The organism is Pseudomonas sp. 2835, from assembly GCF_050435905.1.
GTDB lineage: Bacteria > Pseudomonadota > Gammaproteobacteria > Pseudomonadales > Pseudomonadaceae > Aquipseudomonas.
In genome coordinates this window covers 96,023-112,637 of sequence record NZ_JBNDLE010000013.1, presented here as the reverse complement: position 1 = coordinate 112,637, position 16,615 = coordinate 96,023, and the positions used below count along the sequence as shown (strand labels likewise).

Below are 16,615 nucleotides of genomic sequence, written 5' to 3'. Positions count from 1 at the left end.
CCCGCGATTCGGCGTAACTGACGCACCTCAAACGCGCGGCGAGCCCGCTCCTGCCGCGCTTATTCGGCGATCAGCCAATCCATCCGCCAGCTGCCCTGAGTCTGCGCCAGCACCTGCGACAGCCATGGCAACAGCGTGCGCAGCTCTTCTTCCAGGCCCCATGGCGGGTTGGCGATGGCCAGGCCCGAGCCGTTGAGGCCCTGCGGACTGTCCTGAGGGTGCACGTACAGCTCGACCCGCAGCAGCTTCGGCGCGCCGGTGCTGGTCAGGTCCTGGTAGAAGCGCACCAGCTGGCGCTGGTCCTTGATCGGGTACCAGATGGCCGCGACAGTCTGGCGCATACGACTGATGGTCTCTTTCATCGCCTGGGTGCAACGCTTGAGCTCATCCGCCTGCTCGAACGGCGGGTCGATGAGCATCACCGCACGTTTTTCCTGCACCGGCAGCAAGGCCCGCGGCACATGCCAACCCTCGCCCAGGTGCACGGCAACGCGCGGGTCCTTCTTCATGTTGTCCTTGAGCAGGCGACCGTCTTCGGGGTGCTTCTCGTTGAGCAGCACGCGATCCTGCTGGCGGGCCAGACGCCGCGCCAGCTCCGGGGAACCCGGGTAATAGCGCAGCTCGCCGTCGGGGTTCATCTTGCGCAGGATGCGCAGGTAGTCCGCGGTGATTTCCGGCAGGTCGTCGCGCCCCCAGAGGCGGCCGATACCTTCCAGCCACTCGCCGGTACGTGTCGCCTGATCGCCCTGCAGGTCGTAAAGACCAAGGCCTGCGTGGGTGTCGAGGTAGGCGAACGGCTGTTCCTTGCGCGACATCAAGGCGATAAGGCGGGTCAGCACAAGGTGTTTGAAGACGTCGGCGTGGTTACCGGCGTGGAAGGCGTGACGATAGTTCATGGCAACTCCTGCAAGACCGCGCAGTTTACCTTGTCATGCACAACAGGGGGAGCGGCGATGCGCAGATGCGGCTTGACCCGCGATGCCAGCCATCGCGGGTCAAGCCCAGTGGGAGCGGGCTTGCCCCGCGATGAGACCAATGCCGCCAGCCCACCTGCTGCTACCTGAATTGCGACCGCTTCGCGCTCGATCGCGGGACAAGGCCCGCTCCCACAAGACTCTTGCGAGGCCGGGCCGTGGTCAGGCGAAGCTCAACAGTCGATCAATGACCGGCCTTGAACGCCTCGTCGGCGGCTTCGAAGCGCGAAACCATCGCCTTCGACGGGCTGCCGGCCCGGCTGACGAAGTAGATCGCCAGGGCGCCGAGGATGAAGCCCGGGATGATTTCGTACAGGCCCCAGATGGAGAAGTGCTTCCACACCACCACGGTGATCGCACCGACCAGGATACCGGCCAGCGCGCCGTCACGGGTCATGCCTTTCCACAGTACCGAGATCAGTACCACCGGACCGAAGGCAGCACCGAAGCCGGCCCAGGCGTAGCTAACCAGGCCCAGCACGCGGTTCTCAGGATTGGAGGCGATCAGGATGGCGACCACGGCCACCAGCAGCACCATGGCGCGACCGACCCAGACCAGCTCCAGCTGCGAGGCACCCTTGCGCAGGAAGGTCTTGTAGAAGTCTTCGGTCAGGGCGCTGGAGCACACCAGCAACTGGCAGCTCAGGGTACTCATGACAGCCGCCAGGATGGCCGACAGCAGGACACCGGCAATCCATGGGTTGAAGAGGATCTTGGCCAGCTCGATGAACACACGCTCGTGGTTCTCGGTGACCGGGCCAGCAACTTCAGGGTGCGCCGAGAAGTAGGCGATACCGAAGAAGCCAACGGCGCAGGTACCGACCAGGCAGAGGATCATCCAGGTCATGGAGATGCGACGGGCCTTGGCGATCGACTTGACCGAGTCAGCGGCCATGAAGCGCGCTAGGATGTGCGGCTGGCCGAAGTAGCCCAGACCCCAACCCATCAGCGAAATGATGCCGATGAAGGTAGTGCCCTTGAGCATGTCGAAGTTGCCTGCGTCCTTCAGCTCGATAGCCGCGAAGGTGGTATCGAAACCACCGGTTGCGATCAAAACGATCACCGGGGTCAGGATCAGGGCGAAGATCATCAGCGTAGCCTGGACGGTATCGGTCCAGCTCACCGCCAGGAAGCCACCCACGAAGGTGTAGGCAATGGTTGCCGCCGCACCAGCCCACAGCGCTGTCTCGTAGGACATGCCGAAGGTGCTTTCGAACAGGCGGGCGCCGGCGACGATGCCGGAAGCGCAATAGATGGTGAAGAACACCAGGATCACCACGGCGGAGATGATCCGCAGCAGCCCGCTGTTATCTTCGAAGCGGCTGGAGAAGTAATCCGGCAGGGTCAGCGCATCACCGTTGTGCTCGGTCTGCACCCGCAGGCGGCCGGCGACGAACAGCCAGTTCAGGTAGGCACCGATGATCAGGCCGATGGCGATCCAGCTTTCCGACAGGCCCGACATATAGATGGCGCCCGGCAGGCCCATCAACAGCCAGCCACTCATGTCCGAGGCACCGGCCGAAAGCGCGGTAACCACGCTGCCGAGGCTGCGACCGCCAAGAATGTAGTCAGAGAGGTTGTTGGTAGAGCGATAGGCCATGAAGCCGATCAGCACCATTGCCGCGATATAGATCACGAACGTGATCAAGGTTGGATTGCTTACACTCATTGTTGCGCCCTGGCGTTTGTTTTTATGTAGCGACAGCCTCGAAGAGGTTGCACCCAGGCCGCGAATCCTATGCAACAACGCAAAGAGGGTGCAACCTGTTTTTACAATCAAGTTGCACCTCGTCGGAAATTTTGCGTAACAGCGGGTTTTTGCTCCCTTTTGGAGCAAGAAGACCTGTTTTCAGAAGAAAATGCACCACAAACAGCCATTTTTGCTGTGTGGTTTTACCCTCCGGACGAGTAGCACTTTTTTCCTGCATATTTTGGGTTGCACTAGGTTGCACCCAAAATCGCGCACGGCTAATCTTGGCGCCAGCTTAAGCCACAGCCTGTGGCAATAATGAGGATAAGAAATGGCGACGACCACCCTTGGGGTCAAACTCGACGACCCTACCCGTGAGCGACTCAAAGCAGCTGCGACCTCTATCGATCGCACGCCGCACTGGTTGATCAAGCAAGCGATCTTCAACTATCTGGAGAAGCTCGAGGGTGGCGCCACCCTGACCGAACTCAACGGTCAGCCCGGCCTTCATGCCGACGATGCCGGCGAAGTACAGGCCGACCACGCCCACCAGTGCTTCCTCGAATTTGCCGAAAGCATCCTGCCGCAGTCGGTCTTGCGCTCGGCCATCACCGCCGCCTACCGCCGCCCTGAGCCGGAAGTGGTACCGATGCTGCTGGAACAGGCGCGCCTGCCGGCCGCCATGGCCGAGGCCACCAACAAGCTGGCCGCCGGCATCGCCGAAAAACTGCGTAACCAGAAGAGCGCTGGCGGCCGTGCCGGCATCGTTCAGGGCCTGCTGCAGGAATTCTCCCTGTCGTCCCAGGAAGGCGTGGCGCTGATGTGCCTGGCCGAAGCCCTGCTGCGTATCCCCGACAAAGGCACCCGCGACGCCCTGATCCGCGACAAGATCAGCACCGGCAACTGGCAGCCGCACCTGGGCAACAGCCCGTCGCTGTTCGTCAACGCCGCCACCTGGGGCTTGCTGCTGACCGGCAAGCTGGTCTCGACCCACAACGAATCCGGCCTCACCTCTTCGCTCAGCCGCATCATCGGCAAGAGCGGCGAGCCAATGATCCGCAAGGGCGTCGACATGGCCATGCGCCTGATGGGCGAGCAATTCGTGACCGGCGAGACCATCGCCGAAGCCCTGGCCAACGCCAGCAAGTTCGAAGCCAAAGGCTTCCGTTATTCCTACGACATGCTTGGCGAAGCTGCGCTGACCGAACATGACGCTCAGAAGTACCTGGCTTCCTACGAGCAGGCCATCCACTCGATAGGCAAGGCTTCCCACGGTCGCGGCATCTATGAAGGCCCGGGCATCTCGATCAAGCTCTCGGCCCTGCACCCACGCTACAGCCGCGCCCAGTACGAGCGCGTGATGGAAGAGCTGTACCCGCGCCTGCTGTCGCTGACCCTGCTGGCCAAGCAATACGACATCGGCCTGAACATCGACGCCGAGGAAGCCGACCGCCTGGAGCTGTCGCTGGACCTGCTCGAGCGCCTGTGCTTCGAGCCGCAACTGACCGGCTGGAACGGTATCGGTTTCGTCATCCAGGCTTACCAGAAGCGCTGCCCGTATGTGATCGACTACGTCATCGACCTGGCCCGCCGCAGCCGCCATCGCCTGATGATCCGCCTGGTAAAAGGTGCTTACTGGGACAGCGAGATCAAGCGCGCCCAGGTCGAAGGCCTGGAAGGCTACCCGGTCTATACCCGCAAGGTGTACACCGACGTTTCCTACATTGCTTGTGCACGCAAACTGCTGTCGGTGCCGGAAGTCATTTACCCGCAGTTCGCCACCCACAACGCCCATACCCTGTCGGCCATCTACCATATCGCTGGCCAGAACTATTACCCTGGCCAGTACGAATTCCAGTGCCTGCACGGTATGGGCGAGCCACTGTACGAGCAGGTTGTCGGCAAGGTTGCCGATGGCAAGCTGAACCGTCCGTGCCGCGTGTATGCCCCGGTCGGTACCCACGAAACCCTGCTGGCCTACCTGGTTCGCCGCCTGCTGGAAAACGGCGCCAACACCTCGTTCGTCAACCGTATTGCCGACCAGTCGATCTCGATCCAGGAACTGGTCGCCGACCCGGTAGCCACCATCGAACAGATGGCTACCCAGGAAGGCAATACCGGCCTGCCGCACCCGCGCATTCCGTTGCCGCGTGACCTGTATGGCACCGAGCGGGCCAACTCCGCCGGTATCGACCTGGCCAACGAACACCGCCTGGCTTCGCTGTCCTGCGCCCTGCTGGCCAGCGCCCACAACGACTGGAAAGCCGCGCCTATGCTCGGTTGCGCCGCCAGCAACGAAGCAGCTGCGCCGGTACTGAACCCGGCTGACCTGCGCGATGTGGTCGGTCATGTCCAGGAAGCCAACGTCACTGACGTCGACAACGCCATCCAGTGCGCGCTCAATGCCGCACCGATCTGGCAGGCCACCCCGCCGGCCGAACGCGCCGCGATCCTGGAGCGTGCCGCCGACCTGATGGAAGCCGAGATCCAGCCGCTGATGGGCCTGCTCGCCCGTGAAGCCGGCAAGACCTTCGCCAACGCCATCGCCGAAGTGCGTGAAGCAGTCGACTTCCTACGTTACTACGCCGTCCAGGCGCGCAACGATTTCAGCAACGACGCTCACCGCCCATTGGGCCCGGTGGTGTGCATCAGCCCGTGGAACTTCCCGCTGGCGATCTTCAGCGGCCAGGTTGCCGCGGCCCTTGCCGCCGGTAACCCGGTGCTGGCCAAGCCGGCCGAGCAAACTCCGCTGGTCGCGGCCCAGGCCGTGCGCCTGCTGCTCGAAGCCGGTATCCCTGAAGGCGTGGTGCAACTGCTGCCGGGCCGCGGTGAAACCGTCGGCGCCCGCCTGGTCGGTGACGATCGGGTCAAAGGCGTGATGTTCACCGGCTCCACCGAAGTCGCCCGCCTGCTGCAACGCAACATCGCCGGCCGCCTGGATGCCCAGGGACGTCCGATCCCGCTGATCGCCGAAACCGGCGGCCAGAACGCGATGATCGTCGACTCCTCGGCGCTCACCGAACAAGTGGTCATCGACGTCGTATCGTCAGCCTTCGACAGCGCCGGCCAGCGTTGCTCGGCCCTGCGCGTACTGTGCTTGCAGGAAGATTCCGCCGACCGCGTGATCGAAATGCTCAAGGGCGCCATGGCCGAAAGCCGCCTGGGCAACCCTGAACGCCTGGCCGTGGACATTGGCCCGGTGATCGACGCCGAAGCCAAGGCCGGTATAGAGAAGCACATCCAGGGTATGCGCGACAAAGGCCGTACCGTGTACCAGATGGCGATCGCCGATGGTGAAGAGATCAAGCGCGGCACCTTCGTGATGCCAACCCTGATCGAACTGGAAAGCTTCGACGAACTGCAGCGCGAGATCTTCGGCCCGGTACTGCACGTGGTGCGCTACAACCGCAAGAACCTTGACCAGTTGATCGAGCAGATCAACGCATCCGGCTATGGCCTGACCCTGGGTGTCCACACTCGGATCGACGAAACCATTGCCAAGGTCATCGACAACGTCAATGCCGGTAACGTCTACGTCAACCGCAACATCGTCGGTGCCGTGGTCGGCGTGCAGCCATTTGGTGGCGAAGGCCTGTCAGGTACTGGTCCGAAAGCCGGTGGCCCGCTGTACCTGTACCGCCTGCTGTCGACCCGTCCGGCCGGCGCCATCGAGCAGTCGTTCCAACGCACCGACGGTGACAATGCCCCGGACACCCGCCTGCGCGACAGCCTGAGCAAACCGCTGCAGGCACTCAAAGCCTGGGCGGCGAACAACCAGTTGAACGACCTGAGCGGCCTGTGCGAGCAGTTCGCCCAGCAATCGCAAAGCGGTATCAGCCGTCTGCTGGCGGGCCCGACCGGTGAGCGCAACAGCTACACCATCCTGCCGCGCGAGCACGTGCTGTGCCTGGCCGAAGTCGAAGCCGACCTGCTGACCCAACTGGCTGCGGTACTGGCCGTAGGCAGCTCGGCGGTGTGGCCGGAAAGCGAGTTGAGCAAGACCCTGCGCAATCGCCTGCCGAAGGAAGTGCAAGCGCGCATCCAGCTGGTAGCCGACTGGAACAAGGACGACGTGGTGTTCGACGCCGTCCTGCATCATGGCGACTCTGACCAGCTGCGCGCCGTGTGCGAGCAGGTGGCCAAGCGCGCCGGTGCCATCGTCGGTGTTCACGGCCTGTCGTCGGGTGAAACCGCGATTGCCCTGGAGCGCCTGGTGATCGAGCGCGCACTGAGCGTCAACACCGCAGCTGCCGGTGGTAACGCGAGCCTGATGACTATCGGCTGACGTTAGCACCACAACGAAGAAGGGAGAGCATCGGCTCTCCCTTCTTCGTTGTGCGCTCAATTAAAGACCTATTACCAGCGAACCTACAGCTAGCAACACCAACGACGGCCAAAACAATAGCCCCCAAAGCATCCAGACCCAGTTAACTAACGATAGCTTTGCATTGGTCGCCCCTTGGTCATCTCCTTCACTGAAGTTGATGGCGCACTGAATTCTGACAATCACCCAGATGAACACTGCATATGAAGTCAGCAGGAGCATCGTGGCGATATGAAAGAACTGTTCCCAGGCACCTTGGTCCAACAACAGTAAAGGCCCCACGCCAATCAGATAAAGCGATGTCAGGAGCAATGGTGACCATCGGTATTCAAGCCTTGAATGGCGAATTCGCGCATCGATCCGTCTCATCAATGGATATAGGAAAATGACCGGGAACAATGCGCGAACTAACGGCAAGACAGGCTCGCCTGTAGCTTTTCGGTGCAAGACCCAGTTTCGGTGAAAGCAGAACCACCAATACAGGCCAAAGGTGAAGAAACTCATGATGGCCAGTTTTTTGGGCGACACCACATAAAACTGAGGGCAATTGTTGACCCTGACGATTGTTTCTAACGACATCGACGAATACCGACTCGGTGAACCATAGAATGAAGTGATATTTAACCGGTTTGAGGCATCTGGAATCTGCCCTACGGGTCCTAACCCTAAGTACGACCGGTCCTAAGCCGGGCGGATTAACTCGCTCATGCCCCGTCATCACCTGCACCTATTAACCTGTCCTGATCCTTGCCTCCCCCCTAGACTCGGCCCATCCCCAGACAGGAACGCCGCCATGTCCGAGACCCTGCTCAGTGCCCGCAACCTGGCCTTCGAACTCTACGAAGTGCTCGATGCAGAGGCCCTGACCCAACGCCCGCGCTTTGCCGAACACAACCGCGAAACCTTCGACGCCGCTCTGAGCACTGCGCGGACCATCGCCGAGAAGTACTTCGCCCCGCACAATCGCAAGGGCGACGAGCATGAGCCGCGCTATGAAAATGGCGAAGCGCTGTTGATCCCCGAGGTCAAGCCTGCGGTCGATGCATTCCTCGAAGCCGGCTTTCTCAACGCAAGCCGCGACTTCGAAGCCGGCGGCATGCAGTTGCCGACCCTGCTCTCGCAAGCCTGTTTCGCCCACTTCCAGGCGGCCAACGCCGGGACCACGGCCTACCCGTTCCTGACCATGGGCGCCGCCAACCTGATTGAGAGCTTTGGCAGCGACGAGCAGAAGCGCCTGTTCCTGCAGCCGATGATCGAAGGCCGTTTCTTCGGCACCATGGCCCTGACCGAGCCGCACGCCGGCTCGTCCCTGGCCGATATCCGCACCCGCGCTGAACCTGCCGGCGATGGCAGCTACCGGCTGCGGGGCAACAAGATTTTCATTTCTGGCGGCGACCATCCGCTGTCGGAAAACATCGTGCATATGGTCCTGGCCAAGCTGCCGGATGCGCCGCCCGGGGTGAAGGGCATTTCGCTGTTTATCGTGCCCAAGTTCCTGGTCAACACCGACGGCAGCCTCGGCCCGCGCAACGATGTATTGCTGGCCGGGCTGTTCCACAAGATGGGCTGGCGCGGCACCACCTCGACGGCGCTGAACTTCGGCGACAACGGCCAGTGTGTCGGCTACCTGGTGGGCAAGCCACACCAGGGCCTGGCCTGCATGTTCCAGATGATGAACGAGGCGCGTATCGGCGTCGGCATGGGCGCGGTGATGCTGGGCTATGCTGGCTATCTGTACTCGCTGGAGTACGCCCGCCAGCGTCCGCAAGGGCGCCTGCCAGACAACAAGGATCCGGCCACCGCTGCCGTGCCGATCATCAATCACAGCGACGTCAAGCGCATGCTGCTGACCCAGAAGGCCTACGTCGAAGGCGCCTTCGACCTGGGCCTGTACGCCGCGCGGCTGTTCGATGACACCCAGAGCGGCGAGAGCGATACGGTTCGCCAGCAGGCCCATGAACTGCTCGATCTGCTGACGCCGATCGTCAAGTCCTGGCCTTCGGAGTTTTGCCTCAAGGCCAACGAACTGGCCATCCAGATTCTCGGCGGCCATGGCTACACCCGCGAGTACCCGGTCGAACAGTACTACCGCGACAACCGCCTGAACCCCATTCACGAAGGCACCCACGGCATCCAGTCGCTGGACCTGCTCGGGCGCAAGCTGGCGCAAAACGGTGGAGCCGGGCTCAAGCAACTGGTCCGCCTGATCGCCACCACATGCGAGCAAGCCCACCCGCACAGCGGCCTGGACCGCCTGCGGTTACCGCTGGAGCAATTGCTCACTCGCCTGCAGGAAGTGACCCTCGGCCTGCTCGGCGATCTGGCTCAGGGCCAGGTCAATGCAGCCCTGGCCAACTCGGCGCTGTACCTAAAGGCTTTCGGTCACTGCGTGATCGGCTGGCGCTGGCTGGAGCAGGCGATCCGCGCCGAGCAGGGGCTGGCCCGGGGCAATCCGGCTGATCGCGACTTCTACCTGGGCAAATTGCGGGCCGCGCGTTATTTCCTGACCTGGGAAGTGCCGGGCTGCCATAATGAGCTGGCATTGCTCGCGGCCCGTGACGATACCTGCCTGAGCATGCACGACGAGTGGTTCTGAGGGGGAACCACCGCGCACACGGAGGTTCCCGCATGTTCGAGTTGACCGCATTGCTGCGCCAGCGCTTCGCCGCCCTGCGCAGCAGTGGCGAATTTTTCTCCCTGCGTTATGTACAGCAAAACCAGCAGCACCTGTCGGTGCGCAAGAATATCGCCGAGCCGCCGTTCCTCAGCCGCGACGAAGGCGCGATGCTCACCGTGCGCGTCCATGGCGTTGAAACCTACGCCGCCACCGCCGACCTGTCGCAAGCCGGCCTGCAGCGTGCCCTGGAGCAGGCTGAAGCCCTGGCCCGGCAAATCGCCGGGCGCGCCCTGCTCGACCTGCGCGAGCAACCGCTGGCCACAGGCCGCGCCGATTACTGCTCGCCCAACCTTGAGCAAGCCTTCCCGTCCCTGGCCGACTGCTACGCCCTGCTTGCCCAGGAATCGGCCAGCGTGCCGGACGACAGCCGCCTGGTGAACTGGCAGGCAAGCCTTGGCATCAGCACTATCGAGCAGATCTACCTGAACACCGCCGGCGCTGAACTGCGCCAGGCCCAGCGGTTTATTTACCCAGGCTTCAGCACCACCGCCTTCGACGGCCAGGACAGCCAGACCCGCACCCTGGGCCGGGAAAACTTCGGCCAGCAGGGCGGCCTCGATGTGATCGAGCGTTGCGGCCTGGTTGGTGCCGGGGCCAAAGTCGCCGAACAGGCCCTGCAACTGCTGCTGGCACCGAACACCCCGAGCGGTGTGCGCGACCTGCTGCTGATGCCCGACCAGATGATGCTGCAGATCCACGAATCCATCGGTCACCCGCTGGAAATGGACCGCATCCTCGGCGACGAGCGTAATTACGCCGGCACCAGCTTTGTCAAAGCCAGCGACTTCGGCAGCCTGCAATACGGCTCGAAATTGCTCAACGTGACTTTCGACCCATCGATTCGCGAAGAGCTGGCCAGCTACAGCCACGACGATGACGGCAGCGCTGCGCACAAGCAGTTCCTGATCAAGGACGGTTTGCTGATTCGCCCGCTGGGTGGCGCCCTGTCGCAGTTCCGTTCCGGCCTTGAAGGGGTGGCCAACAGCCGCGCCTGCGGCTGGAACCGGGCGCCGATCGACCGTATGGCCAACCTCAATATCGAGCCGGGGGACAAGACCCTGGCACAACTGGTCGGCGGTATCGAGCAGGGCATCCTGATGCGCACCAACCGCTCATGGTCGATTGATGATGCGCGCAACAAGTTCCAGTTCGGCTGCGAATGGGGCCAATTGATCGAAAACGGCGAGCTCAAGGGCGTGGTCAAGAACCCCAACTACCGCGGTATCTCCGCCCGGTTCTGGGGCAACCTCAGCGCCGTTGGTGACGCCAGTACCTTGCAGGTGCTGGGTACGCCGAACTGCGGCAAGGGCGAGCCCAACCAGGTGGTACGCGTGGGCCACGCCTCGCCCGCCTGCGTATTCAGCCAGATCGACGTATTCGGAGGAGACGCCTGATGGCTGCCACCCCATTGCAAAGCTTCCAGCACCTGGTCGCCAGCCTGCGCGACGCGGTGCGTGCGCCAGAGCATTTCACCTTGAGCTACAGCGGCGAGCACTCGCAGTTCATCCGCTTCAACCACGCCAAGGTGCGCCAGGCCGGCGAAGTGCAACAAGCCAGTTGCGTGCTCAAGCTGGTCGCTGACGGGCGCCAGGCCGAGTTGCAATTCACCCTCGGCAACGACGTCGAGGTCGATCGACTGCGCTTGCAGCAAGCCCTGGAACAACTGCGCCAGACCCTGCCGCTGCTTGAGCCCGACCCTTACCTGCAACTCAACGACAGCGCCTGGCAAAGCCATAGCGTGCAGGATCAGCCGCTGCCAGACAGCGCTGCGGTTCTGGCGCAGATCGAGCAAGGCGCAGGCGACCTCGACCTGGTCGGCATCTACGCCGCAGGCCCGATCTACCGGGGTTTTGCCAGCTCTTTCGGGGCGTTTGGCTGGCACCAGGCCAACAGTTTCAACTTCGACTGGAGCCTGTTCCACTGCAACGGCGAGGCGGTCAAAGCCAACTATGCCGGCCAGACCTGGAACGGCGAAGCCTTTGCTGTGCGCCTGCAGCAGACCCGCGAACAGCTCGACCACCTCGGCCGCCCACTGAAAAAGCTCGCCCCCGGCCAGTACCGCGCCTACCTGGCACCGGCGGCGCTGGACGAGATCATGGGCATGCTCTGCTGGGGCGGCTTCTCGGCACAGGCCATCGCCACCAAGAACAGCCCGCTGCAGCGCCTGTACAGTGCCGATGCCAGCCTGAGCCCGTTGGTCCAGATCAGCGAACAAGTCAGCGGCTCGCTGAGCCCGTCGTTCTCGGATGAAGGCCTGGTGCGCAGCGACCTGCGCCTGATCGACCAGGGCCAGGCCCACGACCGGCTGATCTGCGCCCGTAGCGCCGCCGAGTTCGAACTGGCGGCCAACGGCGCCGATAGCTACGAGTCGCCGTGCGCGCTGAGCATGGCCGGCGGCGTGCTTGCGCAGAGTGAAATCCTCGCGCGCCTGGGCACTGGCCTGTACATCAGCAACCTCTGGTACCTGAACTACTCGGACCTGCCCGCTGCGCGCATGACCGGCCTGACCCGCTTTGCCACCTTCTGGGTCGAGAACGGCGAGATCCAGGCGCCGGTGAGCACCATGCGCTTTGACGACAGCGTCTACAGTTTGCTGGGTTCACAACTGGAGGCATTGACGGCCGAGCGTGAGCTGATTCTGTCGACCAGCACCTACGGTCAGCGCCAGACCAGTTCGAGCCATTTGCCGGGAGCTTTGGTCCAACGCCTGACGTTGACACTGTAATTAGCCCATCGCGGGTCAAGCCCGCTCCCACAGACCCGCGATGAGCCCATCAAGGACTGCACACCAACCCATGCCCAACCGCGCCCCGCTGGACCCGACCACCGCCCGCTGGATTCCCTGGGTGGTGGCCATCGCCTTTTTCATGCAGTCGCTCGACGGCACCATCCTCAACACCGCCCTGCCCGCCATGGCCCGCGACCTGGCCGAAGACCCGCTGCGCATGCAGTCGGTGATCATCGCCTACATGCTCACCGTGGCCCTGCTGATCCCGGCCTCGGGCTGGATTGCCGACCGCTTCGGCACCAAGCGCATCTTCTTCGGCGCCATCCTGCTGTTCAGCCTCGGCTCGCTACTCTGCGCCCTGGCCAGCAGCCTCGGCATGCTGGTGGCGGCACGGGTGATCCAGGGCCTGGGCGGCGCCTTGATGCTGCCGGTCGGGCGCCTGGTGGTACTGCGTGCCTATCCGCGCTCGGAGCTCGTGCGGATCATGAGCTTCATCACCATCCCCGGCCTGCTCGGCCCGCTGCTGGGCCCGACCATGGGCGGTTGGCTGGTGGAGATTCTCAGCTGGCACTGGATATTCCTGCTCAACCTGCCGGTTGGCGCCATCGGCGGTTATGCCGTGTGGAAGTTCATCCCCGACCTGCGCGGCTCGGAGCGTACCCGCTTCGACGGCATCGGCTTCGTGCTGTTCGGCGCGGCGATGGTACTGATCACCATTGCCATGGAAGGCCTGGGCGAGCTGCACTTGCCGCACCTGCGGGTGATGTTGCTGCTGTTCGCCGGCATGGCCTGCCTGGCCGCCTACTGGCTACGTGCGGGTAGCATCGACAACCCGCTGTTTTCGCCAAAACTGTTCCGCACCCGGACCTTTTCGGTTGGCATCCTCGGCAACCTGTTCGCCCGTCTGGGCAGCGGCGCCCTGCCGTTTCTGGTGCCACTGTTGCTGCAGGTGGCGCTGGGCTATTCACCGTCCCAGGCCGGCATGAGCATGATCCCGCTGGCCGCTGCAGCGATGGTCGCCAAGTCGATTGCCCGGCCGCTGATCGAGCGCTTTGGCTACCGCAACATTCTCACCGGCAACACCCTGCTGCTAGGCCTGCTGCTGGCCAGCCTGGGCCTGGTCGACGAGCAGACGCCTTACGCCCTGTTGCTGTTGCAGTTGGGCCTGCTGGGCGCGGTCAACTCGATGCAGTTCACGGCGATGAACACCGTGACCCTGATCGATCTGGACGACAACAACGCCAGCAGCGGCAACAGCCTGCTGTCGGTGGTCGCGCAACTGTCGCTGAGCCTCGGCGTGGCCTGCGCCGGCGCCCTGCTTGGCGGCTTTACCGCAGCGGGCAGCGCCGAGGGCGTGGAGAGTACCCTCGGGGCGTTCCAGCTGACCTTCGTCACCATCGGCCTGATGGCCATGCTGGCGGCGGCGATCTTCATGCAGCTGTCCAGGGCGGACGGAAGGCGTGCCCCTCGTCCGGAACCGGAGATCGAGCCTTAGGGCTAAAGGCCATGAGGCTGGTACACTGCGCGACATTTTGTTTTGCAGGCCAGTCTCGTGACCACCATTGCCACCGCCTTCGCCACTTTGCCGCTGTCCGCCGCCATGCTGGCCAACCTGGACGCCCTCGGCTACGCCCAGATGACCCCGATCCAGGCCCAGAGCCTGCCGGTGATGCTCAAGGGCATGGACCTGATTGCCCAGGCCAAGACCGGCAGCGGCAAGACTGCCGCCTTCGGCATCGGCCTGCTCAACCCGCTCAACCCGCGCTACTTCGGTTGCCAGGCGCTGGTGCTGTGCCCGACCCGCGAGCTGGCCGACCAGGTGGCCAAGGAACTGCGGCGCCTGGCCCGCAGCGAAGACAACATCAAGATCCTCACCCTGTGCGGTGGCGTGTCCCTCGGCCCGCAGATCGCCTCGCTGGAGCACGGCGCGCACATCATCGTCGGCACCCCGGGCCGCGTGCAGCAGCACCTGAGCAAGGGCACCCTGGTGCTCGATGGTCTCAACACCCTGGTGCTCGATGAAGCCGACCGCATGCTCGACATGGGCTTCTACGACGCCATTGCCGACATCATCGGCCAGACCCCGAAGCGTCGCCAGACCCTGCTGTTCTCCGCCACTTACCCAGCAGGCATCAAGCAGCTGGCCTCGGCCTTCATGCGCGACCCGCAGACCGTCAAGGTCGACTCGCAGCACGCCGACAGCCAGATCGAGCAGCGCTTCTACGAGATCACCCCGGACCAGCGCATGGAAGCGGTGAGCAAGCTGCTCGGCCATTTCCGTCCGCAGTCGTGCGTGGCGTTCTGCTTCACCAAGCAGCAGTGCCAGGAGCTGGTCGAGCACCTGCAGGCCAAGGGCGTTGCCGCCCAGGCCCTGCATGGCGACCTGGAGCAGCGCGACCGCGACCAGGTCCTGACCCTGTTCGCCAACCGCAGCCTGTCGGTGCTGGTGGCCACCGATGTCGCCGCCCGCGGCCTGGATATCGATGCCCTGGACATGGTCATCAACGTCGAGCTGGCCCGCGATGCCGAGATCCACGTGCACCGCGTCGGCCGTACCGGTCGGGCTGGCGAGAAGGGCCTGGCGGTGAGCCTGGTGGCCCCGGCTGAAGGTCATCGCGCCCAGGCCATCGAAGACATGCAGAAGGCCGCCCTGCGCTGGGAACAGCTGGACAGCCTGAAGGCCCAGAATGGTGCACCGCTGCTGCCGACCATGAGCACCCTGTGCATTGCTGCCGGGCGCAAGGACAAGCTGCGCCCTGGCGATATCCTCGGTGCCTTGACCGGTGACGCCGGGTTGCCGGGCACGCAGGTCGGCAAGATTGCCATTTTTGATTTCCAGGCATTTGTCGCCGTCGAGCGGGCAGTGGCCAAGCAGGCGCTGCAGCGGCTCAACAGCGGCAAGATCAAGGGGCGGTCGTTGCGAGTTCGGATCGTCTAATTACCTTTCGCGGGGCAAGCCCGCTCCTACACACCATCGCTGTAGGAGCGGGCTTGCCCCGCGATAGCTTCACCATCGAATTTCGAGGATTTTGCAGTGCGTTCCACCGAAGTGATCATCATCGGCGCTGGTGCCGCCGGCCTGATGTGCGCCTTGACCGCCGCCAAACGCGGCCGTCAGGTGCTGTTGCTCGACCACGCCAACAAACCGGGCAAGAAAATCCTCATGTCCGGCGGTGGCCGCTGCAACTTCACCAACATGTACACCGAGCCGGGCAATTTCCTCTCGCACAACCCGCACTTCTGCAAGTCGGCCCTGGCCCGCTACACCCAGTGGGACTTCATCGAGATGGTCGGCAAGCACGGCGTGCCCTACCACGAGAAGAAGCTCGGCCAGCTGTTCTGCGATAACAAGTCCAGTGACATCCTCGGCATGCTCCTCGACGAATGCGCCAGCGCCGGCGCCGAGCTGCACATGGATACCAGCATCGCGCAGATCGAAAAACTCGACAGCGGTTACCTGCTGGAAACCAGCGCCGGACAGTTCCGCTGCCAGTCACTGGTAATCGCCACCGGCGGTCTGTCGATCCCGACCCTGGGCGCCACCGGTTTCGGCTACCAGGTCGCCCGCCAGTTCGGCCACACCCTGCTGCCGACCCGCGCGGGCCTGGTGCCGTTTACCATCACCGAACCACAGCTCAAGGCGATCTGCACTGAACTGTCCGGTACCTCGGTGGACTGCGTGGCCAGCTGCAACGGCACCAGCTTCCGGGAAAACCTGCTGTTCACCCACCGCGGCCTGAGCGGCCCGGCGATCCTGCAGATTTCTTCGTTCTGGCAGGCCGGCGACCCGCTAGAGATCAACCTGCTGCCGGAGCACGACGCCCTGAGCTGGCTGCAACAGCAGCAGGCCGAGCGCCCCAACAGCGAACTCAAGACCCTGCTCGGGGAGATCTTCACCAAGAAGATGGCCAACCTGCTGGCCGAGCACTGGTTCGTCTCCAAGCCGATGAAGCAGTACACCCCGGCGGAACTGGCCCAGGTCAGCGACAAGCTTGGGGCCTGGCAGGTGGTGCCGGCCGGCACCGAAGGCTACCGCACGGCCGAGGTGACCCTGGGCGGCGTCGATACCCGCGAGGTCTCGTCGAAAACCATGGAATCGCTGAAAAGCCCGGGCCTGTACTTTATCGGCGAAGTGCTCGACGTCAGCGGCCACCTGGGCGGCTTCAACTTCCAGTGGGCCTGGGCCTCGGCGTACGCGGCCGCGCAGTTCGTCTAACCTTCG

General features: G+C 63.5%; 10 protein-coding genes. 7 read left to right on the top strand and 3 right to left on the bottom strand.

Annotated features, from left to right (window positions below; genetic code table 11):
• Positions 1-59: 59 nt before the first annotated feature.
• Together ABIE20_RS18845 and putP are read right to left on the bottom strand one after the other, a co-directional pair.
• Positions 60-896 (bottom strand): 23S rRNA (adenine(2030)-N(6))-methyltransferase RlmJ, encoded by an 837-nt coding sequence (locus ABIE20_RS18845; protein WP_045193787.1) that lies wholly within the window; start codon positions 894-896, stop codon positions 60-62.
• A 262-nt stretch (positions 897-1,158) separates the two neighbouring features.
• On the bottom strand, positions 1,159-2,643 hold the full coding sequence (putP, locus tag ABIE20_RS18840) for a sodium/proline symporter PutP (protein ID WP_195885531.1): 1,485 nt from the start codon (positions 2,641-2,643) through the stop codon (positions 1,159-1,161).
• A 352-nt stretch (positions 2,644-2,995) separates the two neighbouring features.
• On the opposite strand from putP, the gene putA reads away from it, so the two are divergent.
• Entirely contained in the window at positions 2,996-6,949 is a 3,954-nt protein-coding gene (gene putA / locus ABIE20_RS18835; protein ID WP_429506512.1) for a trifunctional transcriptional regulator/proline dehydrogenase/L-glutamate gamma-semialdehyde dehydrogenase, read from the top strand.
• A 60-nt stretch (positions 6,950-7,009) separates the two neighbouring features.
• Here the strand turns inward: putA and ABIE20_RS18830 are convergent, their stop codons facing one another.
• Complete coding sequence (locus ABIE20_RS18830; protein WP_429506510.1) at positions 7,010-7,567, bottom strand: hypothetical protein; 558 nt, start codon at positions 7,565-7,567, stop codon at positions 7,010-7,012.
• A 214-nt stretch (positions 7,568-7,781) separates the two neighbouring features.
• Here ABIE20_RS18830 and ABIE20_RS18825 point away from each other — a divergent pair, with 214 nt between their 5' ends.
• The 6 genes from ABIE20_RS18825 to ABIE20_RS18800 all read left to right on the top strand — a co-directional run bounded on the left by ABIE20_RS18825 (position 7,782) and on the right by ABIE20_RS18800 (position 16,609).
• The gene (locus tag ABIE20_RS18825; protein ID WP_429506509.1) at positions 7,782-9,584 is read left to right on the top strand and encodes an acyl-CoA dehydrogenase; all 1,803 of its coding nucleotides are present in this window, start codon (positions 7,782-7,784) and stop codon (positions 9,582-9,584) included.
• Between the two features lie 32 nt (positions 9,585-9,616).
• Positions 9,617-11,059: a TldD/PmbA family protein gene (locus tag ABIE20_RS18820; protein ID WP_429506508.1), complete on the top strand. Its 1,443-nt coding sequence runs from the start codon at positions 9,617-9,619 to the stop codon at positions 11,057-11,059.
• Entirely contained in the window at positions 11,059-12,390 is a 1,332-nt protein-coding gene (locus ABIE20_RS18815; RefSeq protein ID WP_429506506.1) for a TldD/PmbA family protein, read from the top strand. The genes ABIE20_RS18820 and ABIE20_RS18815 overlap by 1 nt, the downstream gene beginning before the upstream one ends.
• A gap of 40 nt (positions 12,391-12,430) precedes the next feature.
• Entirely contained in the window at positions 12,431-13,888 is a 1,458-nt protein-coding gene (gene mdtD, locus ABIE20_RS18810; RefSeq protein ID WP_429506505.1) for a multidrug transporter subunit MdtD, read from the top strand.
• 105 nt (positions 13,889-13,993) lie between these two features.
• A complete protein-coding gene (gene dbpA / locus ABIE20_RS18805) occupies positions 13,994-15,331 on the top strand; it encodes an ATP-dependent RNA helicase DbpA (RefSeq protein WP_429506553.1) in 1,338 nt (445 codons plus the stop codon).
• Between the two features lie 96 nt (positions 15,332-15,427).
• Positions 15,428-16,609: an NAD(P)/FAD-dependent oxidoreductase gene (locus ABIE20_RS18800; RefSeq protein ID WP_429506504.1), complete on the top strand. Its 1,182-nt coding sequence runs from the start codon at positions 15,428-15,430 to the stop codon at positions 16,607-16,609.
• Positions 16,610-16,615 lie beyond the last annotated feature (6 nt).

Coding starts and splice junctions, on each gene's coding strand:
- ABIE20_RS18845 (WP_045193787.1), bottom strand. CDS start 896: ATGAACTATCGTCACGCCTTCCACGCCGGTAACCACGCCGACGTCTTC.
- putP (WP_195885531.1), bottom strand. CDS start 2,643: ATGAGTGTAAGCAATCCAACCTTGATCACGTTCGTGATCTATATCGCG.
- putA (WP_429506512.1), top strand. CDS start 2,996: ATGGCGACGACCACCCTTGGGGTCAAACTCGACGACCCTACCCGTGAG.
- ABIE20_RS18830 (WP_429506510.1), bottom strand. CDS start 7,567: ATGTCGTTAGAAACAATCGTCAGGGTCAACAATTGCCCTCAGTTTTAT.
- ABIE20_RS18825 (WP_429506509.1), top strand. CDS start 7,782: ATGTCCGAGACCCTGCTCAGTGCCCGCAACCTGGCCTTCGAACTCTAC.
- ABIE20_RS18820 (WP_429506508.1), top strand. CDS start 9,617: ATGTTCGAGTTGACCGCATTGCTGCGCCAGCGCTTCGCCGCCCTGCGC.
- ABIE20_RS18815 (WP_429506506.1), top strand. CDS start 11,059: ATGGCTGCCACCCCATTGCAAAGCTTCCAGCACCTGGTCGCCAGCCTG.
- mdtD (WP_429506505.1), top strand. CDS start 12,431: ATGAGCCCATCAAGGACTGCACACCAACCCATGCCCAACCGCGCCCCG.
- dbpA (WP_429506553.1), top strand. CDS start 13,994: ATGCTGGCCAACCTGGACGCCCTCGGCTACGCCCAGATGACCCCGATC.